At 73.2% G+C, this 24,680-nt stretch carries 19 protein-coding genes; 10 read left to right on the plus strand and 9 right to left on the minus strand.

Features of this window, described 5'->3' with window-relative positions; genetic code table 11:
• Positions 1-26 precede the first annotated feature (26 nt).
• Positions 27-1,106, plus strand: a complete 1,080-nt coding sequence (locus ACIP9H_RS07250) for a WxL protein peptidoglycan domain-containing protein (protein WP_401582108.1) — start codon at positions 27-29, stop codon at positions 1,104-1,106.
• 273 nt (positions 1,107-1,379) lie between these two features.
• On the opposite strand, the gene ACIP9H_RS07255 is transcribed toward ACIP9H_RS07250, so the two are convergent.
• Entirely contained in the window at positions 1,380-2,285 is a 906-nt protein-coding gene (locus ACIP9H_RS07255) for an alpha/beta hydrolase (RefSeq protein WP_401582110.1), read from the minus strand.
• A 181-nt stretch (positions 2,286-2,466) separates the two neighbouring features.
• On the opposite strand from ACIP9H_RS07255, the gene ACIP9H_RS07260 reads away from it, so the two are divergent.
• Positions 2,467-3,015 (plus strand): hypothetical protein, encoded by a 549-nt coding sequence (locus ACIP9H_RS07260; protein ID WP_401582112.1) that lies wholly within the window; start codon positions 2,467-2,469, stop codon positions 3,013-3,015.
• Positions 3,016-3,133: 118 nt separating this feature from the next.
• Entirely contained in the window at positions 3,134-3,886 is a 753-nt protein-coding gene (locus ACIP9H_RS07265; protein ID WP_401582115.1) for an SDR family NAD(P)-dependent oxidoreductase, read from the plus strand.
• A gap of 81 nt (positions 3,887-3,967) precedes the next feature.
• Here the strand turns inward: ACIP9H_RS07265 and ACIP9H_RS07270 are convergent, their stop codons facing one another.
• The 4 genes from ACIP9H_RS07270 to ACIP9H_RS07285 all read right to left on the minus strand — a co-directional run bounded on the left by ACIP9H_RS07270 (position 3,968) and on the right by ACIP9H_RS07285 (position 9,836).
• Positions 3,968-4,327 (minus strand): DUF805 domain-containing protein, encoded by a 360-nt coding sequence (locus tag ACIP9H_RS07270; RefSeq protein WP_401582117.1) that lies wholly within the window; start codon positions 4,325-4,327, stop codon positions 3,968-3,970.
• A 508-nt stretch (positions 4,328-4,835) separates the two neighbouring features.
• Complete coding sequence (locus ACIP9H_RS07275; RefSeq protein ID WP_401582119.1) at positions 4,836-7,352, minus strand: CehA/McbA family metallohydrolase; 2,517 nt, start codon at positions 7,350-7,352, stop codon at positions 4,836-4,838.
• A 479-nt stretch (positions 7,353-7,831) separates the two neighbouring features.
• On the minus strand, positions 7,832-8,464 hold the full coding sequence (locus tag ACIP9H_RS07280) for a TetR/AcrR family transcriptional regulator (RefSeq protein WP_401582121.1): 633 nt from the start codon (positions 8,462-8,464) through the stop codon (positions 7,832-7,834).
• Between the two features lie 52 nt (positions 8,465-8,516).
• The gene (locus ACIP9H_RS07285; RefSeq protein WP_401582123.1) at positions 8,517-9,836 is read right to left on the minus strand and encodes an MFS transporter; all 1,320 of its coding nucleotides are present in this window, start codon (positions 9,834-9,836) and stop codon (positions 8,517-8,519) included.
• A gap of 455 nt (positions 9,837-10,291) precedes the next feature.
• On the opposite strand from ACIP9H_RS07285, the gene ACIP9H_RS07290 reads away from it, so the two are divergent.
• The 6 genes from ACIP9H_RS07290 to lexA all read left to right on the plus strand — a co-directional run bounded on the left by ACIP9H_RS07290 (position 10,292) and on the right by lexA (position 19,495).
• On the plus strand, positions 10,292-10,900 hold the full coding sequence (locus ACIP9H_RS07290) for a DinB family protein (RefSeq protein ID WP_401582124.1): 609 nt from the start codon (positions 10,292-10,294) through the stop codon (positions 10,898-10,900).
• A 146-nt stretch (positions 10,901-11,046) separates the two neighbouring features.
• Positions 11,047-15,564, plus strand: coding sequence for a S8 family serine peptidase (locus ACIP9H_RS07295; protein WP_401958001.1), 4,518 nt, complete (start codon positions 11,047-11,049; stop codon positions 15,562-15,564).
• A gap of 359 nt (positions 15,565-15,923) precedes the next feature.
• Complete coding sequence (locus tag ACIP9H_RS07300) at positions 15,924-16,358, plus strand: DUF2267 domain-containing protein (RefSeq protein WP_401582129.1); 435 nt, start codon at positions 15,924-15,926, stop codon at positions 16,356-16,358.
• Positions 16,359-16,409: 51 nt separating this feature from the next.
• Positions 16,410-17,639: an MFS transporter gene (locus tag ACIP9H_RS07305; protein ID WP_401582131.1), complete on the plus strand. Its 1,230-nt coding sequence runs from the start codon at positions 16,410-16,412 to the stop codon at positions 17,637-17,639.
• Between the two features lie 48 nt (positions 17,640-17,687).
• On the plus strand, positions 17,688-18,701 hold the full coding sequence (locus ACIP9H_RS07310) for a questin oxidase family protein (protein ID WP_401958004.1): 1,014 nt from the start codon (positions 17,688-17,690) through the stop codon (positions 18,699-18,701).
• A gap of 110 nt (positions 18,702-18,811) precedes the next feature.
• Complete coding sequence (gene lexA, locus ACIP9H_RS07315) at positions 18,812-19,495, plus strand: transcriptional repressor LexA (RefSeq protein ID WP_401582137.1); 684 nt, start codon at positions 18,812-18,814, stop codon at positions 19,493-19,495.
• A 13-nt stretch (positions 19,496-19,508) separates the two neighbouring features.
• On the opposite strand, the gene ACIP9H_RS07320 is transcribed toward lexA, so the two are convergent.
• Positions 19,509-20,312: a DUF427 domain-containing protein gene (locus tag ACIP9H_RS07320; RefSeq protein ID WP_401958007.1), complete on the minus strand. Its 804-nt coding sequence runs from the start codon at positions 20,310-20,312 to the stop codon at positions 19,509-19,511.
• Between the two features lie 110 nt (positions 20,313-20,422).
• Positions 20,423-21,691, minus strand: a complete 1,269-nt coding sequence (locus tag ACIP9H_RS07325; RefSeq protein ID WP_401958169.1) for a PP2C family protein-serine/threonine phosphatase — start codon at positions 21,689-21,691, stop codon at positions 20,423-20,425.
• Between the two features lie 259 nt (positions 21,692-21,950).
• Between ACIP9H_RS07325 and ACIP9H_RS07330 the strand changes: the two genes are divergently transcribed.
• Complete coding sequence (locus ACIP9H_RS07330; protein WP_401582141.1) at positions 21,951-23,495, plus strand: GMC family oxidoreductase; 1,545 nt, start codon at positions 21,951-21,953, stop codon at positions 23,493-23,495.
• A gap of 45 nt (positions 23,496-23,540) precedes the next feature.
• Here ACIP9H_RS07330 and ACIP9H_RS07335 read toward each other — a convergent pair whose 3' ends face one another.
• Both ACIP9H_RS07335 and ACIP9H_RS07340 read right to left on the minus strand, forming a co-directional pair.
• The gene (locus ACIP9H_RS07335) at positions 23,541-24,122 is read right to left on the minus strand and encodes a TetR/AcrR family transcriptional regulator (RefSeq protein ID WP_360903933.1); all 582 of its coding nucleotides are present in this window, start codon (positions 24,120-24,122) and stop codon (positions 23,541-23,543) included.
• 79 nt (positions 24,123-24,201) lie between these two features.
• Complete coding sequence (locus tag ACIP9H_RS07340; protein ID WP_401582143.1) at positions 24,202-24,672, minus strand: lipocalin-like domain-containing protein; 471 nt, start codon at positions 24,670-24,672, stop codon at positions 24,202-24,204.
• Positions 24,673-24,680: the final 8 nt, after the last annotated feature.

The raw sequence follows: 24,680 nt of genomic DNA on the forward strand, positions 1-24,680 counted from the left end.
CCTCCCCGTTGCAGGAGAATCCCGAGATGCACGCACCCGTACCGCACCGGACGACCGCCGCCATCGCGCGCGTCCGCACCGTCGCCCTGGCCCTGCTCCTGGCCTTCGCGTTCACCGGCCTGAGCGGCGGCCCCGCGCGGGCGGCCGACGGCGACGTCACCTGGACGGTCAGGACGGCCGCGAACGGGTACGGCGACGACCGGTCCAGCTACAGCTACGACGTGAACCCCGGCGGCCAGGTCAAGGACGCCATGGTCGTGGCCAACCACAGCAAGTCCACGCTCCGCCTGGCGCTCTACGCCGCGGACGGCTACACCACCGAGACGGGTCAGCTCGACCTGCTCACCAAGGACAAGAAGTCCGTCGGCATCGGGGCCTGGGTCCACGCCGACCGCGACAGTGTCGAGATCAAGCCCGGCAAGACCGCGCAGATCCCCTTCACCGTCAGCGTCCCCGCCAACGCCACGCCCGGCGACCACGTGGGCGGCATCCTCACCTCCCTCAAGCAGTCCGACGACGCCGCGGGCATCAACGTGGACCGGCGCCTGGGCATCCGGGTCAAGCTGCGGGTCAGCGGCGCGCTCAAGCCGCAGTTGGCGGTCGAGGACCTGCACGTCGACTACGCCGGCACCGCGAACCCGTTCGCCAAGGGCGACGCCACCGTCACCTACACCATTCACAACACCGGCAACGCCACCTTGTCGACCCGCCAGGCGGTCTCCGTCACGGGCCCGTTCGGATGGCTGAGCGCCGAGGCCGGCAGCATCCCCGCCTCGCCGGAACTGCTGCCCGGCGAGACCTGGCAGGTGAAGGTGCCCGTCCACGGCGTCGCGCCGGCCGTGAGCCTGACGGCGAAGGCGACCCTCTCCCCGCTCCTCACCGACGCCTCGGGCACCACCACCCCGCTCAAGGCAGTCCAGGCCACGGCCCACGGCTGGGCCGTCCCGTGGACGCTGCTCGTGCTCGTCGTCGTCGTGATCGCGGCCCTCGTCGGCTGGTTCCTCCTCGCACGCCGCGCCCGCGCACGCCGCAAGGTGCGCGAGGACGCCCGGGTGCAGAACGCCGTCGAGAAGGCCCTGCTCGAACGCACGACACAGGAGAGCTGACCGACCGACCACCGCCGCGCGGTGCGCGTCGCCGGGCCGTCCGCGGCCGGGACGACGCGTGCCGCGCGGACGTCGTACGGGCCTGAGGCAGAGGGCGCGGGCATGACTGCGCGGCGCGGGCAGAATTACCCTAGGGAGATCACATCATCCGCCCGCGCCTCCACCGAAACCCTGTGCCCCGGTGGTGCTTTCACCCTAAACCAGCACGTTCCGGCCGACACACCCAGGTCCCGGGCTCGGGCACCGGGAAGCCCGCCGGGAACGGACCGGACGTCAGCGCGCCTTGTCGTACGCGGCCACGACGAACGCGATGACGTCGCGTTCCAGGGCGGCGCCGCGCCGCCCGCGCCGGATCATGTCGGTCCCGTGGTAGCCGCTCTGATCGATGACGAGCCGCTTCTGCGTGGCCGCCGACGCCGCGTAGACCTCACGCACCTGCTTCTCCACCGCGCCCAGCATGTCCCCCGGGGACACGACGAACAGGGACGGGGCGTCGATCTTCCGCGCCGCCGCCACCGCGTCCACGCCGCCGCACCGGGCGGGTGAGGACATCATCAGCAGCCCCACCACGGGAAGTTCGCCCTCGGCCCCGACGACGGCGGCCGTGCTGCCGCCGCACGACGCGCCGCCGAGGAAGACCCGCTTCGCACCGAGGCGCTTGAGTTCGGCGAGGCCCGCACGTGCGTCGCGCTCGATGTGCTCGTTGTCCGCGAGGTGCTCGGACGCCCCGTGGTTGCGGTACTCCGGGATCACCACACGGTAGCCGCGCGCGGCGAGCTTCCTCCCGATGCCGAGGAACGAGCAGATGTTGTAGCCCTGTTCGTGATCGAGGAGCACACCGTCGGGGCCGTCGCCGAGTTCGAGGGCGGACAGATGGACGCCGTCGCTGGTGGTCAGCGTCGTCGCCTTGTCGCGGAGTGACTCCGGGACACAGGTGTCGACGAGGTACCCGGCTTTGGTGCGGGTGGTCCGGTCGGGCCAGCTGGGCTTGTAGGCGACGGGCGGGTGGGCACTGGGCGGGCGCAGGCCGGGCCGCTGCGAGGGCTTGCCGGCCGACGACTGGCGCACCGACGCCTTGGTGGGCTCCGGCACGTCGGCGGCCTCGGGTGCGGAGGAGCAGGCCGACAGTCCGCCGAGGCACAGCAGGGCAACCGGGATCGCCCAGCGGGTTGTTCTCACGTTCGTCCTTGGGTGTGGGTGCCTGGGAGCACCGTCGCGCGGGCACGGCGCGACGGTCCATTCGTCCACACAGACGCGCGGCGCCCGCGGGCGTTGCGGCCGCGGTGCCGATTTTTTCCCGGGCGGGAGAGGCGAGGTCCCGGCTAGGGTTCCGCACACAGGACCGAGGGGGTGGGGCGGGATGCGCCCGGTACTGATGGTGGACGTGGACGGACCGCTGAATCCGTACGCGGCGAAGCGGCACCAACGGCCGCACGGCTACGGGACGCACCGGATGCTCACACCCCGCTGGGCGGCGGCCGAGCAGGCCCGGCGGTCCGCATGGGGGCTGACGGGCAGGCGGATCAGGCCCCTTCGCGTGTGGCTCAATCCAGAGCACGGGCCCGCGTTGCGGGCGCTGCCCTTCGACCTGGTGTGGGCCACCATGTGGGAGGACGAGGCCAACGACTTCATCGCCCCGGTGCTGGGGCTGCCCGCGCTGCCGTTCGTCGCGTGGGCCTCGCCCCGTGCGGAGCCGGGCGGCGGTGTGTTCTGGAAGACCCCGGAGATCGTGGCATGGGCGGAGGGCCGTGCGTTCGCGTGGGTGGACGACGAGATCACCGATGCGGATCGTGCCTGGGTGGCCGCCCACCACGAGGGTCCGGCCCTGCTGCACCGCATCGACCCGCGGATCGGGCTGGCCCCCGGCGACTTCGCCGCGCTCGGGGAATGGGCCGCGGGCGTGGGCTGAGACCGCCGGGCAGCGCGGGCCGCGCCCGTGCCGGCCCCCGAAAGATGGACTTGCGGGTCCAATTTCCTCGACGCAAGGTGGACCCCGTTCCGTCCGCACCCAGAGGGGCAGCACGATCATGACCGCACGTCTGCAGCACAAGACCGCCCTGGTCACCGGGGCCACCAGCAACATCGGCCGGGCCATCGCCCTGGCCTTCGGTGCGGAGGGGGCGCACGTGGCCGTCTCGGGGCGCAGCAAGGAGCGCGGGGAAGAGGTCGTGGCGGAAATCCGCGCCCGGGGCGGCGCCGCCACGTTCGTCCCCGCGGACCTCGACGGCAGCGCCGCCGCCTCGCGGCAGCTGGCCGAGGAGGCCGGCCGGGCCCTCGGCGGGCGCATCGACATCCTGGTCAACAACGCGGGCATCTACCCGGGCCCGGCGACACCCGAGACCGACGAGGAGACCTTCGACCGGGTCATCGCCGTCAACATGAAGGCGCCGTTCTTCCTCACGGCGGCGGTCGCCCCGGCCATGGCCGCGGCCGGCGGTGGCGCGATCGTCAACCTGGGTTCGTGGATCGCGCGGTTGGGCCTGCCCCGCGGCGCGCTCTACAGCTCCACCAAGGGCGCGGTGGAGACGCTCACGCGCGCGTGGGCCGCCGAGTTCGGGGCGAGCGGAGTACGCGTCAACGCCATCTCCCCGGGAGTGATCCTGGCCCCCGGGCACAGCGCCGAAGCGCTGATGGTGGGTACTCCGGCGGGAACCGTCGGCTCCCCCGAGGACATCGCCCAGGCCGCGGTGTACCTCGCCTCCGACGAGGCGCGGTTCGTCCACGGGATCACCCTCGACGTGGACGGCGGCCGGACGACCGCGGCCGTGATCGCCGCCTGACCCGCGGACGGCGTCGGCGCACGGCGGGGCGGTCCCGGACGCCGTCGTCCAGGACCGCTCCGCCGTGCGCCGCGGGGGACGTCAGACGGCCGGACCGGCGACGAGCTTCGGGTTCACCCCGTACTCGTTGTCGCCGGGCTGGCTGTCGCCGCAGAAGAAGACCAGCAGGATGATGCCGCCGACGCACGGGATCAGGCCGAGCAGGTACAGCCAGCCGGTACGGCCGGTGTCGTGCAGCCGGCGGACACCGACGGCGATCGTGGGCAGGAGCACCGCGATCCCGTACAGGGCCGGCAGCAGGGAGAAGCCGATGGCGCGACCCACGAGGAGCAGCACGACGTAGATGATCACGTTGAACAGCGTGAACATCCAGTACTCGGTGCGGCGCGCCCGCCCGTTGAAGTCGGCGTACTTCTTGAGCACGTCGAGGTACCAGTTCATGCGATTGCCCCCAAGGCCATGTGTGAAGCTCGTCTTGAAATGATCGAGCAGGCGGAAGTTACGAGCCTTGTGCTGTGCAGGTCAAGACACGTTTCGATAACCGGTCCAGCGGCCGGTACGAACTCCCGCCGGGCGCCTCCCGCGCAGCGCCACACACCGGCGCGCACAGCCGCGTTCGCCCGGCCGACGCCCTGCGGCAATCCCCCCGTCCCCGGCGTCCGTTTCGATGCGGACACGGCATCAGCCGGCCCTCTTGGACAACCTCAGGACTCCCCGTGCTCCGCGATCTCGCCGTCCGTTCCGTCCTCGGCGTCCTCAAGGGGGTGGGCTACGCGTACTGGTACCTCTGGCGCCGGCGCCGGTATGTCCCGTACCACGATGTGCGCAGCGCCGATTACCACGGTGTGACTCGACACGGCGCAACGATGGAGGGTGCCGCACCGCCGCGGCCGTCCGGCCCCGGTGACGGCGATCGCCGTACGGTTCCGGGGCCGGACGGGCACACGGATCAGGCCAGCCGGGTCCGGTAGACCTGCTGGGTGACGTCCCGCTGGGTGCGGGTGGCGTCGCGGTCGGTGGTGAAGACGACCGTGCCGCCGTGCAGGGCGGGCCAGGTGTTGTTGCCGAGCGTGGTGACCTGCTCGGCCGCCGACCAGGTGCCGGCGGCGTCGACGGTGGCAGTGAGGACCTTCCAACGCCAGTCGGCGGAGCGGGAGTCGTACCAGACCGCCCGCACGCGGCCGTCGGGGTCCTGGGCCAGCCGCGCCCGCTGGCTCATGGCGTTCGGGTCGAGGGCGACCTGCCGGTACGGACCCCAGGTGGCACCGCCGTCGGTGGAAGTGCTGGACCGCAGCTGGAGGTTGGCGCCGGAGCTCTGCAGGGCGCCGGACTCCCAGACCGCCACGAGCGTGCCGTGCGCGTCGACCGCGACGCTCGGGTGCCGGTCCGCGCGGTCGGTGACCGCGCTCACCGCGACCGGGGTGCCCCAGGGGCGGCCCGGTGCGGTGCGGACCGCGGCGAGGATCTGCCAGTTGTCGGGGTCGGTGCCGCCGCTCGCGGGCTGACCGGCCGGCGGGGTGTGCCCGGTCCACAGCGGGTCCGGGTCGTAGCGGTCGTCCTGCCAGGTCACGACGGCGCGCTTGCCGTCGACGACGGTGACGGCCGGGAAGAGCGAGGCGGGGTAGCGGGGTGACCGTGCGTCGGCGGGGGTGCCGGGGCTGGTGGTCTTGCCCGCCGCGGACACGTTCACCGCGGCCTTGTCGACGCCGACGATCTGCGCGTACACGTCGAAGGCGCCGCCGCTGTTGTCGGACCAGACGACCAGCGGGTGCTTGTCCTCCACGAGAGCCAGCGCCGGCTGGATCGCCCGCCCCTTGCCCTTGCTGATCTTCTGGGGGGCCTTGAAGGACTGGCCGCCGTTGCCGCTGGTCGCCATCAGGACCACCGGCCGGTGCGGCTGCTCCTTGCCGAGTTCGTCCTGCCACACCACCCACACGTCGTCGCCGTGGGCGGCGATCCGCGGGAAGCGGGCGGTCGGCGAATCGCCGGACAGGGTACGGACCTTGCCGGGCCGGCCCTTGCGGTCGAGCATGACGTGGACGACCCGGGTCGCCTGGTCCTCGTGCACCTCGGCGACGACGTGGGTGACGTCACCGACCACCGCCACGTCGGCGAAGCCGGTGAACAGGCCCGTCTCACCGGTGACCCGGTCCGCACGGTCGGCGGTGGTGTCCGCGGCGGGCAGCGGGATCTCCGGGGCGGGTTCGGCGGGCGCGCCGACCGACAGGAAGATCGGGGAGGTCGCGGCGCGCAGCTGGTCCGGGAGGGTCGGGTCGGCCTCCGAGCCCGACGCGCTGCCGGGCGAACGGACCTCGACCCGGTACCAGGTGTGGTCGCCGCCCTTGATGTCGAGCGGCAGTTCGTACGTCTCGTTCGCCGTCCGCGGGACGAAGGTGGCGACCGGGCCGGCGGAGCGTCCGGGCGCGGCGTACACGTGCACGGTGGTGCCCTTGCCGGACTTCACCTTCACCCGCAGGCTCGCCTTGCGGGGGAGCTTGCGAGCGGGGACCACGATCTCGTCGCCGCCGATCGCCTCGAAGACGCCGTCGCCGTCGGCGTCGGCCTCCAGCGTGACGAACGGACCGGTGATGTTCTGCGAGACGCTGGTGCGGCCGGCCTGGAAGCCGTCGAGGATGCCGCGGACCGACCGCTGCGCGGCGAAGACCCGGGTGGTGGGCTCGCCGGGGCTGTCGATGTCCCACAGCTCGCGGAAGTGGCAGTCGCTGGCGGCGGCCACACCGAAGCGGAAGCCGTGGTTCCAGCGGTTCTCGGCGTACTCCATCTCCACGTCGGGGTCGCTCGCGACGTTCAGCACCTCGACCAGGTCGCTGCCCTGCACACTGGCGTTGGCGTTGACGCCGCCGGCCCGCGTGTACTCGCCGTCGTCGGGGTGCGCCTGCGACCACACGGCGTTCTGGGCGTGGACGTCCCACACCGACTGCTGGACGTGCCGGTAGGCCGCCGAACCGGGCGGGTTGGCGCCGTCGACCACCACGTCGACGTTGCCGAGCACGATGGCGTGCGGGGAGCCGTTGGCCTCCTCACCGGGCAGCAGGAGCAGGGCGGAGGAGGCCCACTGCGGGTCCCACACCTGGTCGTAGGTGCGGTGGTCGGTCAGCGGCATGAAGTCCAGGCCGACCTTCTCGCCCTGCGCGATCTGGTCGCCTACCGGGAGGTTGCCCGGGAGGGTCTGCTTCGAGGTCTGGCGGGGACCGCTGCCGTCGGAGGAGTGGTCGTCGTGCACATGAGTGTCGCCGGCGAGCCACGTGCCCTTGGGGGCCTTGACCTTGGCCTTCTTCGCAGCCACGTCCTCCGGGGCGGGGCTCCCCGGACCGCCGGTGGCCGTCGCGGCGTCGGCGACGCCCGCGCCTATGGTCGCGACGGCGACGGCCGCACCTGCCGCGACGAAGAGTTTCCTTCGGGACAGGTGGCCGCCTGCCGGCTCTTGGGGAGCGTCAGGTCGCATTGGGGCCTGCATCAGGACTACCGCCTTTCGTCCACTGCCCTGGGTGAGCAGTGCGGTCCCGACGCTAGAAAGATGCATGCGCAAATACATGAATTCGCCGCGAAGAGCCCCTTCCGGTCGGCCTAACACCGTGGGCCGCGGCCAGACGCCCTCCACGGGCCGCGGCCCGTGCCCCGCCGGCACGGATGACCGGTGAACAGCGCGTGACCTGCGCCGATTTGCCCCTCCATGGGGCGCTCCTACGGTCGTGGGACACCCCGCCGCGCGCGCCACCACGGGAGGAGCGCGGTCTTCGGCGATCCCGGGCCCAACGGCGCTTCGCCCTGTGAACCGCCGCGCGCTACCGGGTACCGGTGACCCACGTCGTCCGCGTCAACCGCACATGCGGGGCCCGCCGGAGTTCTCGGAGCTCCTGCGCGTCCCCGGCGGCGACTTCCTCGACATCGCGGGCGTCGACGTGCTCGCCCTGGCAGGCGCGGTCACCCGGGGCTGCCGCCGGGGTCCGGCGCCTGGCCGGCCAGGGCCGCGTCCAGCAGCACCTCGGCGACCGCCCGCGCCGCGGAGCCCGCGCCGGGGTCCCCGTCCATCCGGACGGAGACGGCGGAGCCGTCGTAGAGCAGCTGCAGCCGGCGCCCGAGGGCCTCCGCATCCACGACACCCGCCTCCCGCGCCAGCCGGGTCAGCAGACCGCGCACCCAGGCCCGGTAGTCGTTCGAGGCCTCTTCCGTCCTGCTGCCGGGCTTGGCCTCGGCACCGGCCGCGATGAACGCGCAGCCGCGGTACCCGGGGCCGGTGAACGCCTCCGCCTGGGCGTCGAAGACGCCGAGCAGCCGGTCGCGCGGGGTGTCGTGCCGATCGACGGCGGCGAGCACGCGACGGGCGGTGGCGGCGTGCCTGGCCTCCAGGTAGGCATGGACCAACTCGTCCTTGCTGCCGAAGGTGTTGTAGAGGGACGCCTTGGCCACACCGGCCCGGTCGATGACCCGGTCGATGCCGACGGTCTGCACTCCCTCGTCGTAGAACAGCTCGTTGGCCGCCTTCAGCAGGCGCGCGCGGGCGGAGGGCCTCGCCTCGGCGTGCCCGGCGGACGATCCCGTGGCCTTGGCTGCCATCGGCACTCCCTCCGGTTCCGTGTGGTCCGCGTGCTGCCTGCCCGCATTCACCCTAGTGCTGTGCGGGGCCGCCGACATGGCGCTTCTCCGTCAGCAGGCCGGCCAGCGCCAGCAGGGCGAGGACGATGACCGCGACCCCGTACTCCCGTGCCGTGGTCAGCAGACCCCCGGCGTGGACGACGAGGTATCCGGCGACGACCGCGGGCAGGCCCATGCCCAGGTAGGACACGACGTACAGCAGCGACAGCACTCCGGACCGCTCGTGGGCCGCGGTCAGCGGCATCACCGTGCGGATGCCGCCCTGGAAGCCGCTGCCGAAGCCGATGCCGGCGATGGCGGTGCCGGTGAAGAACAGGGCGGTGGAGCCGGTCCCGATCGCCAGCAGGGTCAGCGCGACGCCCGCGACGAGGGTCCCGATACCGGTGAGCATGACCCCGCGCGGGGGTGCGGTGCGCAGCACGAGGGTCGCCGCGGCGGCCACCCCGGCCAGTACGAACAGGGCCAGGCCGCCGTAGACCGCGGACGTGGAATGGGTCATGGTCCGCACCAGGGCCGGGCCCAGGGAACCGTAGAAGCCCGCCAGCGCCCAGACGGCTATCAGGACCGGGGCGGCGTTGAGGACCGCCCGCCGCACCGTCCGGGGCAGCTTGATGTCCGGCACCAGGGTGCCCAGCGCCCCGGGGGTGGGCTTCAGAGTCTCCTTCATCAGGAACACACCCACGGCCTGGAGGGCGAAGACCGCGACCAGGACCAGGTAGACCAGGTGCGTGGGCGCCGGGAGGTACTGGACGAGGAAAGCGGAGATCAAGGAACCGCTGGCGGTGCCGAGACCGGGGGCGAAGGAGTTGGCGACGGTCCCCCGCCGCTTGTCGACGTCCAGCATTCCGGCGCCGACGGCGCCCAGCGCGGCACCCGTGGACACACCCTGGACCACTCGGCCGATCATCAGCTCCGGCACGCCGTGAGCGGTCGCGAACACGACCATCGCGGCCGCCTGGGCGGCGAGCGCCACCAGCAGGACCGGGCGCCGGCCGAGGTGGTCCGACAGCCGTCCCAGGGTGAGGAGGGACACGAGCACGGCGATCGCGTACACCCCGAACACCAGGGTGGTCGTGACCGGGCTGAATCCCCATTCCTGCTGGTAGACGGCGTAGAGCGGGGTCGGCGCACTGGATGCCGCAAGGAACGACACGATGATCGAGGCCAGCAGGTAGAGCGCCGCCCCCTGGGGCAGTACCCCCTTCGCGGACCGGTGCCGACCCGCGGAGGGGACGACGGGAGCGCCCGTCCGGCGGGCGTCTTCCACGAGGTCGGCCTCCGCCGTCAGCGTGGCGGTGCCGCCGTGGTCGTGTGAGGTGCGCTGCTCGGGCATGCCACCGTCCTGTGGTGAGTAGATCGGTCTCTCCGTATTGAGTAGACAGGTCTGTCTAACCACGGCGGAACGGGATTCCTTCCCACTACACGAAAAAAGTGGAAGACGATCGTCCGGTGACCGAAGGGCCAATACCTGCTGTCCGGACGGGGAGGGCACGGCGGGCGCCTTGCCACAGCGGGCACGTTGTGCACAGTGGGAGCTGTAGGGCGCCACGGGGAGGCGGATGGGGGAGGGAAGGCGCCATGGCGAGGTACGCACACCTTCATCTGAAGCTGTCCATCCTCTGGTGCTGCGCCGCCATCGGCGCCGCGGCAGTGACCTTCGGCGTGCGCGGGAGCCTCTCGGCACCGGTCAGTTCTTCTACTCGACCCCACGGACACCGACGACCACGTGACCCCGGGCCGCCGTAAAACCCCGGGCGGGGCCGGCGTGCCGGATGGCAGACTCCCCGCATGATCGAACCGAAGCAGAAGTCCGACCTCTGCCGCTACCTGCAATCCGGGCGCAACGCGCTCCTCTGGAAGCTCGACGGACTCTCCGAGTACGACGTGCGCCGCCCGATGACGCCGACCGGCACGAATCTGCTGGGTCTGGTGAAGCACGCCGCCGGCGTCGAGGCCGGGTACTTCGGCGACACGTTCGGGCGCCCCTTCGGTGAGGCGCTGCCGTGGATCGCCGAGGACGCCGAGCCCAACGCGGACCTGTGGGCGACCGCGGACGAGTCGCGCGAGCAGATCGTGGGCCTGTACCAGCGGGTGTGGCGGCACGCGGACGCCACGATCGCCGAGCTGGACCTGGACGCGACGGGTCGTGTGCCCTGGTGGTCCGAGGGACGGCAGGAGGTGATGCTGCATCAGATCCTGGTGCACGTGGCAACGGAGACGCACCGGCACGCCGGGCATGCCGACATCGTCCGTGAACTCATCGACGGTGCCGTCGGGATGAGCGAGGGCAACGACAACCTGCCCGCGGGTGACCGGTCGTGGTGGGAGAGCCACCGGGACCGGCTGGAGCAGGCCGCCCGGGAGGCCGGCCGCCGCACGGACGCCCCGCCCTCCTGAGAAGGGCGTGGCCCCTTGTGGCCACTGTCCGGTATCGGAAACACCAACTCTTGGTCATCGGAGGATCATCCGGCTAGAACTAGTGTGCGCCCGCGCGGCGTTCACTCCGCCGGTACGGCCGGCCATCCCCCGAAGAAGGAGCTTTGGTGGCACTTGCACCTCCGCCAGCCCGCCTCCCGGTGAAGCGGCGATCCGTCGCCGCGGCCGTCGCGGCCGTCGGCCTGCTCTTCCCCCTGGCCGTCGCCGAGTCGCCCGCCGTCGCGGCACCGCTCCCGGCTCCGTCGGCCACCGGCACCCCGCCCACCACAGGTCAACCGCCCGTCGCGGGGCGGTACATCGTCACCCTGCGCGAGCCCGCCGCGGCGACGTACACCGGTGGTGTGGCGGGCAAGGAGCGCACCGCGCCGCGGGCGGGAGAGGGCCTGAAGGCCGACTCCGCACCGGTCCGTGCCTACCGCGACCATCTGCGGCAGGGCCAGCGGGACGCGGCCGCCTCGGTCGGCGCCCGCGTCATCTCCTCGTACTCCGCCGCCCTCAACGGCTTCACGGCCGAACTGGAGCCGGAGCAGGCCGAACGGCTGCGCACCGACCCGACGGTGGTGTCGGTGGTCAAGGACGAGCTGCGCAAGCCGCTGGCCGCCACGACCTCGACCGACTACCTCGGCCTGAGCGGCGACCACGGCGTGTGGGCCGCCAACGGCGGTGTCGGGAAGGCCGGCCAGGGCATCGTGGTCGGCGTCGTCGACACGGGCATCGCCCCCGAGAACCCGTCGTTCGCCGGCGCCCCGCTCGGCACGGAACCGGGTTCCGAGCCCTATCTCGACGGCACCACCGTCAAGTACCGCAAGGCCGACGGCGGCACGTTCAGCGGCACGTGCACGCCGGGCGTGCAGTTCACCGCCGCGGACTGCTCCACCAAACTGGTGTCCGCGCGCTACTTCGTCGACAATTTCGGCGCCGGCAACACAGGCGGCACCGCTATCGGCGAGTACCTCTCGCCGCGCGACGGCGAGGCGCACGGTTCGCACACGGCCAGTACGGCCGCCGGCGCCAACGGCGTGGAGGCAGACCTCGGCGGTGTCGCGCTGGGCAGGATCTCCGGTGTCTCCCCCGCCGCCAAGATCGCGGCCTACAAGGCCTGCTGGAGCGGTCCCGACGCCGCGAGCCCCGAGGACGACGGGTGCGCCACCGGCGACCTGCTCGCCGCGATCGACGCGGCCGTGGCCGACAACGTCGACGTGATCAACTACTCGATCGGCTCGGCGGGCGGTGCCCAGAGCACCGACTCGGTCGTCGACGAGGCGTTCCGCAACGCCGCCGCGAGCGGCATCTTCGTCGCCACGGCGGGCGGCAACGCGGGCCCCGACGCCAGTACCGTCGACAACGCGTCGCCGTGGATCACCACCGCCGCGGCGAGCACCATCCCGACCCGTGAGGCCACGGCCGAGCTGGGCGACGGCGTGAACCTGCTCGGTGCCTCGGTCTCGGTGCCCGCGGGCGGCCGCGGTGTCAGCGGTCCGCTGGTGGCGGCGTCCGCCGCCGGGGCCGACGGGGCCGGCCAGCCGCAGCTCTGCGGCCCGCAGACCCTGGACCCGGCCAAGGTGACCGGCAGGATCGTGCTGTGCGAGCGGGGAACGGTCGACCGGCTGGCCAAGTCGGCCGAGGTCAAGCGCGCGGGCGGCACCGGGATGATCCTGGTGAACCCGACGCCCGACTCGGTGGACCTGGACGCGCACTCCGTGCCGACCCTCCACATCGACGCGGACGGCTACGACACCCTCGTCGCGTACGCCGGCACCGCGAACCCGACGGTCACGCTGGTCGACGGCAACCCGCACCACCTCGCGTCGGCCGCCGCCCCGCAGATCGCCGGATTCTCCTCGCGCGGACCGCTGACGGCCGACGGCGGCGACCTCATCAAGCCCGACCTCGCGGCCCCCGGCGTGGGCATCCTGGCCGACGGAGCGAACCCCGCGGGCGGACGTCCCGGGTTCACCTTCATGTCGGGCACCTCGATGGCGTCGCCGCACGTGGCCGGTCTCGCCGCGCTGTACCTCGGAGTCCATCCGCAGGCGACTCCCGCCGAGATCAAGTCCGCGCTGATGACGACCACTTCCCCGACCGTCGGCGGCGACGGGAAGCCGTCCGCGGACGTGTTCGCGCAGGGCAACGGCCAGGTCGACCCGACCCGCTACCTGAACCCCGGGCTGCTCTACCTCAACGGCCCGGCCGACTGGGCGCGGTACGTCGCGGCCCTCGGCGGCGACCCCTCCGCACCCGCCCCGTCCGACCTCAACCTCGCCTCGATCGGTGTCGGTTCGCTCGCCGGACAGCAGACCGTGACGCGTACGGTGACCTCGACCGCGGCCGGGACCTTCACCGCGGACGCGGTGCGGATCCCCGGTGTGGAGACCAAGGTCGAGCCGTCGGTCCTGAGCTTCACGGCACCGGGCCAGTCCAAGAGCTTCCGGGTGACCTTCACCCGGACCACGGCCCCGCTGGACGAGTACGCGACCGGCTACCTGACCTGGCGGAACGGTTCCCAGAGCGTGCGCAGCGCCCTCGCGGTGCGCCCGGTGGCCCTGGTCGCGCCGGCGGCACTCGCGGCCGCGGGCAGTACCGGCCGCGCCACCGCGGCCCTGCGCGGCGGCGACGCCCGCGACGTGCCGGTGACGGTGACCGGCCTGGCCCGGGGCCAGCGGGTCCAGGGCTCCGGGACCGTCGGCAGCCCGGCGCAGAACCACATCGTGCAGATCCCGGCCGGGACGACGCACGCGCGGTTCGACCTCGACGCCGCCGACAACACCGCCGACCTCGACCTGTCGGTCTACCGACTGAACGCCTACGGCGACAAGTCGCTTTTCGCCCGGGCGGCCACCGACTCCGCCGACGAGCGGATCGACCTGGACGACGTCCCCGCCGGCCTCTACCAGGTCGAGGTCGACTTCTTCGCCGGGACCGGACCCTTGGCGTTCACCGTGACCAGCTTCGCCCTGAACGACAAGGGCGCAGAAGGCACGTTCACGGCCCGGCCCGCCACGGCGCACCTGACGATCGGCGGCTCGACCCCGGTCACCCTGGCCTGGAACGGCCTGCGCAGCGGCGGGGTCTACCTCGGCCGCGTCGGGTACGGCGACACCGGCCGCAGCACCTACGTGACGGTCACGAGCGATCCGCGCACCGGCCCGCCGACCGGCACCCCCGGCGCCCGGCCGACGGTCACCGTCACACCCGACTACGCGGTGCCCGGCCGGCCCGTGATCGTGGTCGCGACCGGCCTGACCCCTGCCGTGGACTTCCAGATCCGCCTCAAGGGCTCGGGGAAGGTGCTCGCGAGCGGACGCACCAGCGACGACGGCGGCGCGGCCCGCTCGGTCACCCTGCCGACCGGACTCACCGCCGGGAAGCAGACCATGGAGGTCCGCTACGCCGGCCGCACCGCGGCCGACTCCTTCACCGTCAGCCCGCTGGTCCTGCGCGACCTCGACCACGTCGACCAGCAGGCCTTCGACGGCAACCCCTTGGTCGCGCTGACCGGCGGGGTCCAGGGCAAGGGCAAGGTCAAGGTCACCATCCGGAGCGTCTGGCACACCTACCTGAACCGGACCGTCCCGGTCGACTCCACCGGCTGGCCCTGGCTCAGCTGGAAGTCGGACCTGGTCGAGACCAGGGCCGAGAAGCTCACGGCGACCCTCACGGTGGTCCAGGCCGACGGCCGTGCCGGACAGAGCAAGTCGGTGAGCTGGACACCGGTCGCGTCGACCCCGAGCTCGGCGTCGCTCGTCAAGGACGCGAAGGCGGCGCACGCCGCGAAGCTGAGCTACACCAACAGGACCGACCGCACCGCCTTCCCGACGCTGCGCTACAAGCTGACCGGCGGGGACGTGGTCTTCACGACCCTGATGATCGACCCCGGCGTCACCTTCACCCGTTCCTACGACACGACCGGCGTGGACCACCTGGACCTGGTCCTCGACGGGGTGGCCGTCGCGACCTACCGCAACGGGCAGCAGAGCGGGCTCAGCGGCCGGCCGGCCATGGCGGAGCCCTTCTACGCGACGTTCCACCGCGGTACGTCCCGGCGCGCGGGTGACCCCGTGTCGATGACCCTCACCAACCGCCCGGCGGCCTACAGCGCCGAGTTCATCCTCACGGCCGGTGAGGGCACCGAGGTCTACGCGGGGACGAGCTACTTCCACAACGAGAAGATCCCCACCCCCCGCAGCACGCAGGAGGGCGCACCGGTCTCCCGCACCCTCTCCGTGCCGTCCGGCCGGCCGCTGTGGGCGACGGCGGGCTTCGAGGTCCACGGCCCGATCGTCTCCTACGTCGCGGACCGGTACCTGCTCATGACGCCGATGACCGCGGACGACCTCCAGCCGGTGCGCGCGTCGCACTCCGGCACGCCGTTCGTGGTCGACGTGTCGCCCCGGCAGTCGCCCGGGGGCACGACCGTGTCGGTGACGGCGGCCGGACTGGCCGCGCACGAGGCGTGGACCGTACGCATCGGCGGCCGGGTCGCCGTGACCGGCCGGGCCGGGGCGACGGGCTTCGTGCACGCCTTCGTGCGGGTGCCGGCCGCGCACGGACGGACCACGTCGGTCCGGGTGACGGGCAGCCGGTCCGACCGCTTCGGCGAAGCCGTCCTGGAGACACGCCAGTAGCCGGTTCGCCGACCGCCCCGGGACCGCCGGCCGACCTCGCGTCGGCCGGCGGTCCCGTGTCGTCCGGGGCCCCGAACGCGGCGTCCCGCCGGTGTCGCCATCGTCCGTTCGGGTGAATCGTCACGGCGCGGGCAGCCGCCTCTGCCCTCGGTGTCCGCTGACATCCCGCCGTTCGACACCGGCTTGTAACGCGGCGTTACCCGCCCGTGCCACACGCGGGGAACGATGGGGGTGACGAGGCCGTCGCGTGACGTTTTTCCACCGAATGCGGCAAGGCCGTCATACTCGCCGGAATCGGGGGTAGACGCGCGCCGGACGGCCGGACACCGGCCCACGAACGACCGCCGCGGAGGTTCCTGATGTTCCCCCAGCCTCAAACGGGACGGCCCGCTGTGGCCATGACGTTCCACCAGATGCTGGAAAGGGTGCGGTACGACGGCGCCCACCCCACGCTGGAGCGGGCCGAGGAGGCGGTGCGCAGCGTGCTCGCCGGGCTCGGCCGGCAGGTGACCGGTGACGAACGCGTCGACCTGGCCGCCTGCCTGCCCGTCGAGGCCGCGCTGGTCCTCACCGCCGAGATCCCCGCCACCGTGCCGCTTCCCGGGGACGCCTTCGTCCGCGAGCTGGCGGTCCGCACCGGCGGCACGCCCGCCACGGCGCGCTGGAACGCCTGCACCGTCCTCGCGGTCGTCGCCCGGCTGGCCGGGACCGCCCTGGTCACCCGGATCCTCGAACAGCTCCCCGAGGGCTACGCCCTGCTCTTCGGCCGGACCGAACTGGCGCCCGCCGCCTGACCGCGGCCCCGCCGCACCGTGCTCCGCCGGAACACGCCCTAGATTGGGTGCGTGATCGCTCAAGCCGGCGGGGCACGCCGCGGGCGGGCCTCGTACATCGCCGCCGCGGGGGTGTTCGCGGTCGGTATGGCGGGCACCACGCTGCCCACGCCGCTCTACGGGCTCTACCGCGAACGGATCGGGTTCTCCGAACTGGTCGTCACGGTGGTCTTCGCGGTGTACGCGATCGGAGTGATCGCCGCCCTGCTGATCGCCGGCGACTTCTCGGACGTCCTGGGGCGGCGGCCGGTGCTGGTGGCCGCACTCGTGCTGTCGCTGCTGAGCGCGGTGTGCTTCCTCTTCCAGAACGGGCTGCCGCTGCTGTTCACCGGCCGGCTGCTCTCCGGGTTCTCCGCCGGGCTGTTCAGTGGCGCCGCCACCGCCGCCGTCCTCGAACTGGCGCCTCCCGGGCGGGAGGCGCGGGCGGCGTTCGCGGCCACCGCCGCCAACATGGGCGGCCTGGGGTGCGGACCGCTGCTGTCGGGAATCCTGGCCCAGTACGCGCCGTGGCCGCTGCGCCTGCCCTTCCTCGTGCACATCGCCCTGCTCCTGGCGGCCCTCGCCGTCACGTTCGCGCTGCCCGAGACGGTGGCACGCCGCACGCCCCGGCCCCCGCTGCGCCCGCAGGGCATGGTCGTGCCGCCGCAGACCCGGGCGGCGTTCGTCCCGGCCGGGCTGGCGGCGTTCGCCGGCTTCTCCCTGCTCGGACTCTTCACCGCGGTGGCACCGAGCTTCCTCGAGGAGACACTGGGCGAGGACAACCTGGCCGTCATCGCCGCGGTCGTCTTCTCCGTGTTCGGCTCCTCCACCGCCGGCCAGCTGCTGACGGGACGCGTGGGCCCGCGGCGCGCGCTGCCCGCCGGATGCCTGCTGATGACCGCGGGGATGGCCGTGGTGGCGACATCGCTGCTCGTGGAGTCCCTGGCCGTGCTGGTGGTGGGCGCCATGATCGGCGGCCTCGGCCAGGGCATGTCGTTCCGTGCGGGCCTCACCGGGGTGAGTGCGGCGGCTCCGGAAGAGCACCGGGGCGCGACGATCTCGGCCTTCTTCGTCGTGGCCTATGTCGGCATCTCCGTGCCGGTGGTCGGAGTCGGCGCCCTCGCCCTCGCGCTCGACCTGCGGGACGCGGGAATGCTGTTCGCCGTCTACGTGGTCCTGATGTCGGCCGCCGTGGGCGTACACCTCCTCCGCAGGCCGCCCTCTCCTCGCTCGGGACTCCCCCGGCGGGGTCCTCGGACCTAGGACCTGCGCCGGTTACACGGGGCGGGCGCGCGCCCTAACGTCCGCTGCATGGACGGAACAGGGGTACTCGACGAGGCACTCGAACGGCTGCACCGGACCGGGCCGGAGCGCCTGGGCCGGCTCAGCAACCACGCGCCGATGGCGGTCGAGGCACTGGCCGCACACGGGCTCGCGGGGGATGTGCACCGCTGGCTCGACCGGTACGCCCCGAAGCTGGAGGAGTTCCCCTCGGGCACCGCGCCCGTGGCGGCCGCCGACTGGCGGGAGGCGCTGGGCGACCCGCGCCGGCTGGCCGACTGGATCGCCTTCTTCGGGCGGGAGGTCGCCGAACGCCCGTGGCGGGACGTGCTCGGCCAGTGGTGGCCGCGGCTGCTGCCGGGCATGTACGGCGGGTCGACGCATCCGGTGATCAGGGTCGGCCACGCGGTACGCACGCTGCTCGCCGGGGAGGAGACCCGGCCGCGGCTCGGCGAACTCGCCCAGGGCATGGGCTACTGGGCCGCACGCCACCGGCCCGTCACGGGGCTCGGTGTGCTGCGAGCGGGGGCGGACAGCGCCGGCGCGGCCCTCGACGCCGTGCCGCCCCTGGCCGAGCGCACCGGGGGCTTCGCCGACCGGCTGGCCCGCGTGACGGCCGTCCCCGCATGGGCCGACGGCGCCGGCGACCCTCAGAGCGCGCGGCAGCGGCTCGCCGAACTCGTCCGGGCGGCGACCCACCGGTACGCCACCCACGGGCACGGCGAGGAGACGATGCTCGTCCACGCGGCCACCGCGCCCAACGCCGTGCTGCGCACCCTGCCCGCGCTGCCCGAGAGCCTGTGGCTGCCGAGCCTGCGTGCCGCGTGGGTGGCCTCGGCGGCGGTGACCGCGATGTACGCGCCCGCCGCGCCCGTCGCCTGGTCCCCGCCCGGCCGGATCGCGCCAGGGGAGATCCTGGCACTGGCCCTGGCCCATGGGGACGAACACGTCATCAAGTTCGCCGACACCGCTCTCGACGTCGGCGACGAGCGGGCCCTGGCCGCCGCCCTGCGCTGCATCGAACTGAGCGAACCACTGCCGTAGCCGTCCTGTGCCGCCGCTCGGGGGCAAATCCCCGCACCCCGTTCCGTCCCGGCAGGTCAGCGGGGTACGGTGGCACAACGGTCAAGATCGGCACACGTGGAGGAACCGGCATGGACGCGACCAGCGGAGCGGGACCTGGCCGCCCGCCCGGCGACAGAGTGCGCCCGGACGGCCTGACCACCCGCCAGGCCCGCATCGTCGAGGCCGTTCTGCAGTCGGTGGCCCAGCGCGGCTACCCGCCGTCGATGCGGGAGATCGGCCAGGCCGTGGGGCTCGCCAGCACCTCGTCCGTCGCCCACCAGGTCGGCGCGCTGCAGCGCAAGGGCGTGCTGGAGCAGGACCCGCACCGCCCGCGGGCGTACCGGGTGCGGTCCGCGTCGCCGGAGGGGCGCGCCGCGGCGGAGACCGCGGAGCTGCCCGAGCCCGCCTACGTGCCGGTGGTCGGGCGGATCGCGGCGGGCGCGCCGATCCTGGCGGAGGAGGTCGTCGAGGACGTGTTCGCCCTGCCGCGGGAAGTGGTCGGCGAGGGCGAGCTGTTCGCGCTGGAGGTGGCCGGCGACTCCATGATCGGCGCCGCGATCTGCGACGGCGACTGGGTGACGGTGCGGCGGCAGCCGACGGCGGAGAACGGCGACATCGTCGCCGCCATGCTCGACGGCGAGGCGACCGTGAAGCGCCTCAAGCAGGAGGGCGGCCACGTGTGGCTGCTCCCGGAGAATCCGGCGTACGCGCCGATCGCGGGCGAGAACGCGACGGTACTCGGCAAGGTCGTCGCGGTGCTCCGCACCTTGTGAGGCGCGCGGCCGGTCAGCGCTCGTGCGCCCGCTGCCAGGCGTCGCGCGAGACGGGAACGGGCCGCGGCACGGGGGCGCCGTCGACCGAGAGGTCGACCTGCTCGTTGTAGAAGGCGACCATGCCGGCGATCGACGCCACCTGCGGGGTGGGGAAGTCGTAGGACCAGGCGATGTCGGCGTGCGTGGCGGTCCGCGAGGTGAACGACCAGTACCCGGTGGTCGTCCCCTTGTACGGGCAGGCCGTCACCGTGTCCGCGGGCTCGAGCACGGTCCAGTCGACGTAGGGCCGTTCCACGTAGTAGCGGGTGGGCAGGCCCGTCTCGAACAGGAGCACCGCGTGCGGCGCGTCCGCCAGGACCACGCCGTCCACCTCCACGCGGACGCCGCTGGAGGACCGCAGGGCGTCGACGCGGGTGTAGGGGCTGCGCGGGTGCACGAAGACCTGCTCGTCCTCCTCGTACCAGGCGTCGATCGCGTCCCACCGGAAGCGGGCCGTGCCGAGCAGCCGCTCGGGGGCGCCCTCCTCCCACACCCAGGCGGCGGCTTCGCGGACCTGTGACCCGGCGTGGAGCGCGTGCCGCCGCGCGGGCCCCGGGCTGAGCTTTCCGGTGCGGCCCTCGTCGGTGAGGGCACCCTCGGCGACGTCCCGCAGGGGGATGCTGTACTGCGGATAGCCGGGCCACTCCCACACGTACAGCGCGTTTCTGGTGTCGAGCACCGTCCGGCCGTCGACCGTGCCCCGGATGCGCCGCGGGACCGGCTCCACGTGCCCGACCGGGACGATGAGTCCCGGGTGGTTCACTCGCGCCTCCGACATGGACGTCCTCCTCGGCAAGTCTTCCGTGTTCCGTGTTGTCGCGTTGCCTCTCCTTCCAGCATGGTCCGCCGGAAGTACCCCTGCCCGGCGGCCGCACCGTACGGGGCGCGTCAGCGGTCCATGGACGGCAGGGACCGCGCGGCCCGTGTGCCACCGGGGACCGGCATGCCGGCCTCGGCGGCGGCGCGGTCCTGCCGGTCCGGGGACGAGCCGAGCCATTCGCAGAACAACACCGCGGCGTCGTCGCGCAGTTCGCCGTCGTGGCGGTCCACGACCGCGTGCATGAAGCGGCAGAGCGTCTCGGGAACGGAGAGACGGTCGGCGTGGCTCCGGATGAGGAAGTCCACGAGTCCGGCCGGCCCGAGTTCGTCGCCCGTGACCGATCGGGTCTCCGTGATGCCGTCGGTGTACAGCACGATCCGGTCGCCCGGCTCCAGTTGGGCCCGGCACACCTCGGGCGCCACACCCAGACCCGTGCCCATGGGATCACCGGGAGCGCACGCGAGCTCCCGGACCCAGCGGCGGCCCCTGATGAGCACCGGCGGATGGTGGCCGCGGTTGACCCACTCCGGGACCCCGGTGCGGGTGTCCAGCCGCGCCACGACGCCGGTGGCGTAGCGCGCGCCGCCGAACTGCTCCACGAGCGCCTTCTCGATCTCCTCGGCCGTCCCGGCCGGATCCGCCTGCCGGCGGCGGGCGTTGCGGCCGGCGGCCATCGCGAGTCCCGCCGTCACGCCCGCCGCGGTGTCGTGCCCCATCGCGTCGAAGATCGACAGATGGACGAGGGGGCCGTCGAGGGCATAGTCGAAGGCGTCCCCGCCCACCCGGTAGGCCGGCTCCAGCGCCGCGGCGATGACGACCCGGCCGTCGGCGTACGAGCGCGGGGGCAGCAGGCGCCACTGCATCTCGGCCGCCACGTTCATCGTGTCCGTGCGCACCCTGCGGGCGTGAGCGTCGCTGGAGTCGCGTTTGGCGACGACGATGAGCCCGACCGCGTCGGCGAGCATCCGCAGGTCCTCGCGGGTCCGGGCGTCGTCGGTGTACGTGGTGGCGCGCAGCACGCCCAGCCGCTCCGTGCCGCCGAGCAGCGGCACCCACCACCGGAATCCGCCGGGGCACGGGGAGGCGGCGGGCAGGAGCCGGCCGTACTGGTAGGCGCGTCCGGCGACGGTGCCCGCGATCCGCAGTTCGGCGCTGTGGGTGCGGACCCCGGCGCAGGTCCAGTCGGCGTCGCCGAGGTTGCGGAGCACATGGCGCTGGAGATCGGCGAGAAAGACCGCCACGTGGGCGAGACCCGCGGCGGCCGCGTACTCGGCCGTCCTGGCGGGCAGTTGCTCGAGGGGCATCAGACGGCTGTCGGCCGGCAGGCCCGCCACCATCAGGCGGGCGCACTGGTCCCTGTTCTGGAGCCGGACCCTGTCCTGGACTGTCACCCCTGCTCCTCACCGGCCGCCCCCGCCGCTCGGTGCCGCGGCCGTTCTGCCCGCTTTTCTCATGCTACGCGCGGCCGCGCGGCACAACCGCATGCCGCGTCAAGGGCACCCAGGGCGATGAAAACCTGGCGGACGGACACACACGAGCGATGAGTGGGCTTTCGTCCCTGTTACGGCGCATATACGGTGACGTGGGAGGTCTGCGATGACGGAATACGACCACATCGTCGTCGGCGGGGGAACCGCCGGATGCGTCCTGGCGGCCCGTTTGTCCGAGGACCCCCACGCGCAGGTGCTGCTCCTGGAGGCGGGGCCTGCCCGCGGTTCCGACGCCGTCGCGGAACCCTCGCGGTGGACGGGCCTCATCGGCGGCGACATGGACTGGGGACGCTCCACCACCATCGCGGAGCACGACGGCCGGCGGACCGTGGTCCCCTACCCCCTCGGGCGGACGCTCGGCGGGTCGAGCAGCATCAACGGAATGATCCATCTGCGCGGGCACCCGGCAGGCTACGACGCCTGGGAGGCGGCGGGCGCCACCGGCTGGAACTACCGGAGCCTGCTGCCGTACCTGCGGCGCAGCGAAAGCACCGAGGGCCGCGACCCCGAGTACCGCGGCACCCGCGGCCCCATGCGCGTGGCCCCGGCACCCGTCGCGCACCCGGTCTCCGCCGCCTGCCTCGGCGCCCTGCAGGCCGCGGGCCACCGGCTCACGACCGACATCAACGGCCGGCATCACCTGGGCGGCGGATGGCTGGACCTCAATGTCGTGGACGGCGTACGGCAGAGCGCCGCCGACGGCTATCTGCGGCCGGTGCTGGACCGGCCCAACCTGACCGTGCACGCCGACACGCTCGTCCGGCGCCTCCTGCTCGACCGCGGACGCTGCACCGGTGTCGCGTACGAACGCGAGGGCCGCACCGAGCGGGCGACGGCCGGTGAGGTGGTGCTCGCCGCGGGGGCTGTCGGCTCCCCCCACCTGCTCATGCTGTCCGGCATCGGACCGGCCGACGACCTGCGGCGGGCGGGCGTCGACGTCGCGGTGGACTCCCCCGGCGTCGGGGCCGACCTGCACGACCACCCCATCTGCGTCGTCAACTTCCGTGCGGCACGGCCCTTGCCCGCCCCCACCGGCCCCGCGTTCGACGCGGCCGCCACGCTGTGCAGCGACCGCTCGGGGACCGTGCCCGATCTGCAGATCCTCTTCTTCACCATGTCGTACGCGCCGCCCCCGCTGACCGCCGTGGACGGCGGTTTCAGCTTCGTCGTGGGCCTCATGGCGCCCCACAGCCGCGGATCGGTGCGGCTCTCGGGTCCCGGCCCCCACGACGCCCCCGTCGTCGACCTCGGTTTCCTGACCGAGCGGTCGGACGTCGACCGGCTGGCCGAGGGCATCGAGCTCGCGCGGGAGGTCGGGCGGCAGCACACCCTGGACGCCTGGCGCGCGGAGGAGGTGCTGCCCGGCGGCGACGTGCGCGACGTGGCCGGGCGGCGGGCGTACGTGCAGCACGGCGTCGGCAGCTACTACCACCCCGTGGGCACCTGCCGCATGGGCTCCGACGACGGCGCCGTGGTCGACCCGCGGTTGCGGGTCCGCGGCGTCGACGGCCTGCGGGTCGCCGACGCCTCCATCATGCCGTCCATCGTGTCGGCCAACACCAATGCGACCGTGCTGGCCGTCGCGGAACGGGCGGCGAACCTGATCAGGAGCCGGCGGCAGGACGACGAGGGCGAGGCCGCCGGGGCCTGAGCGCCGCCGCGCCGGCGGATCGGATCCTGTGCGCGGTCGCGGCGGTCAGACCGCCGCGGCCGGGTGCTTCAGCCGCTCGGCGACCGTCTTCAGCAGTTCGTCGGACAACTGCGGGTCGGCGACCGCCCGCGCCATCAGGATCGCGCCGACCATGGCGCTCAGGGTGAGCATGGCGTCGGCCCGCGTCTCCTCGGGGTCGTCGCCCTGTGCGGCCTCGCCGATGAGCTCCAGGTAGCCGAGCACCTGCTTCTCGTACGCCTCTTTCATCTCGACGACACCGCGGCCGGCCGCCGCGCCGAGCGTCACCAGGGCGCAGCCCGTTCCGGGGGCGTCGCGGTGGCGCGTGCTGAGGTAGGCGTCGATCAGGCCCGTACGCGGCTCCTCGGGGTCGCGGCGGGCGGCATCGGCCATCTTGGCCTCGCCGTCCTCGAGGGCCAGGGTCGCGGCCTGGACCATCAGTTCGTCGCGGGACGCGAAGTGCTTGTAGAACCCGCCGTGGGTGAGGCCCGCCTCTTTCATCAGGTCCGCGACACCCGGGGCGGTCATGCCTTCCTCGCGGATACGGCGGGCGGCGATCCGCAGGACCCGCTCACGGGATTCCGCCTTGGCTGCCTGGGAGTGACCCATCTGAAGACCTCCCCGATGTCGGTCAGGCTGCACCGGTCAAGTGTGGATGACGGGCATCATACACCTTGGGTCGCCGCGTTCACGCGGGCGCGGCGCCGACGGCCGGCAGGCGCTCCCAGACGAGGACGCCGTCACGCAGCGCGCCCCAGATGAGGGCGGGCTCGCGCAGCGCCAGGCGGAGCCTCGGCCCCTCCCAGCCGACCGCCCTCACCTGGGGGACACCCACCCAGTTGGGAAACAGGCTCAGCTCCACGTGGTGGACCACGAGATCGTCCTCGGGCACCTCGTAGGTCCCCCCGTAGGCCAGGTAGCCGACGGCCGCGGCCACCAGCTCCTCGGGCAGGCCCTTCTCCAGGCGCCCCTCGCGGAAGACGGGACGGCCGGGACGCATGATCTGGGCCGACATGCGGCCGTCGGGGGTGTAGACGATCAGCCCCTGGGGTCGCGGCCCGAAGGGCTCGACGACGTCACCGCCCTCGACCGCGGTGGCCCGGTACGACACCAGGCGCCACGCGCCGGGCAGCGCCTTGCGCAGCTCTTCGGGATTCATGTCCTGCC

The sequence above is a fragment of the Streptomyces sp. NPDC088732 genome (assembly GCF_044751205.1).
GTDB lineage: Bacteria > Actinomycetota > Actinomycetes > Streptomycetales > Streptomycetaceae > Actinacidiphila.